General features: G+C 68.0%; 1 protein-coding gene. It reads right to left on the bottom strand.

Going from position 1 to position 1316, the window contains the following annotated elements; all coding sequences use genetic code 11:
* Positions 1 to 789 (bottom strand): acyltransferase domain-containing protein (locus ACFW2E_RS47090; protein ID WP_384478375.1); only part of this gene is annotated, 789 nt, incomplete at its 3' end.
* Positions 790 to 1316 lie beyond the last annotated feature (527 nt).

Here is a 1316-nt window from a genome sequence, read left to right as displayed (position 1 = left end):
GTTGACGCCGGCCAGGACGTGGTCCGGGCCCCAGGAGGCGAGGCGCGGCGCGATCTCGTCGGCGGGCAGAGCCACCGACGCCATGTCCCCGTTGCCGACGAGGGGCATGAGTTCCTTGCTCCACAGCGCCACCGCGCGGGCGCCGTCCCGGAGGTCCACGCCTCCCGTGGCGTGGGCGGCGGCGAGGTCGCCCATGCTGTGGCCCACGACGGCGTCGGGCCGGACACCGAAGGACCGCCACAGTTCGGTGAGGGCGGCGCTGACCGCGTAGAGGGCCGGCTGGACGATCTCGACCCAGGGCGTGGTGCCGGCGGCGGCCACCGTGGCGAGGGCTTCGGTCAGCGACCAGCCCGACTCGACGGCGAAGACATCGGCGCACCGCGCCATCGCGTCCGCGAACACCGGTGATTCGTCGACGAGTTGCATGGCCATGCCCGGCCACTGAGATCCCTGGCCCGGGTAGACGAAGGTGACGGGTGCCGCGGCGTCCGCCGTTCCGCGCGCGACCGCCGGATGCGGGCTGCCGTCAGCGATGGCGGCAAGCCCGTCGCGGAGTTCGGCACGGGTGGAGCCGACGATCACCGCGCGGTGGGGCAGGCGCCGGTCCTGGCAGGCGAGCGCGGCACCGAACGCGTCGGCGCCGAGGTCCGGCCGTGCGTCGAGGTGGGCGGTGAGCCGGCGTGCCCAGGCGCGCAGCGCGCCGTCGTCCGCTCCCGACAGGGCCCACGGCAGGACCGCCCCTTCGGCAGCTGCAAAAGTGTTCTCAACCTGACGGGAACTGCCGTTCACACCTGACTCCTAGTCGTCCACACATACCAGGGAGCGGGCCTCTGCAAAACATGGCCTGCGGAAATGCCGGCCACACCGACTGCGACCTGACCGAAGGGGAGAGTCACCACAGAAATAGTCAATCGACTGTACCCCATAAACGGTCTACTACCGTTGACCAGTGGCCAGTTGAACGTACACTAGCCAGCGACCCCGACCAAGGCTTCTATGGTCGACAAAATCGAATCGTTTTCAAGAATACGCAGGTCACAGGCGCCACTTCAGTGGCGGGGCACGCATATCCCAGCGATGGAATATCGACCATCAAGCTTCCCTTTAGCTGGTCTCGACCAACCTGCGCAATGATATGGCCGACGCGATTTAGGCCGCCCGTAACCGGCAGCGCCAACTCCTGGACAGCGGCAACCAATCGAAGGGCCGGTGAGCCTTGCTACCCGAGGAAAAATCCCAAGCGCATTCCCCTGCCGACACGGCCGGTGACCGGGGAAGCCTGTCCGAACGGCTGCCGTCGCTGACCGGGTTGAGGT

The organism is Streptomyces sp. NPDC058964 (genome assembly GCF_042741275.1).
Lineage (GTDB): Bacteria > Actinomycetota > Actinomycetes > Streptomycetales > Streptomycetaceae > Streptomyces.
This window is presented reverse-complemented; position numbering and strand designations above follow the sequence as displayed.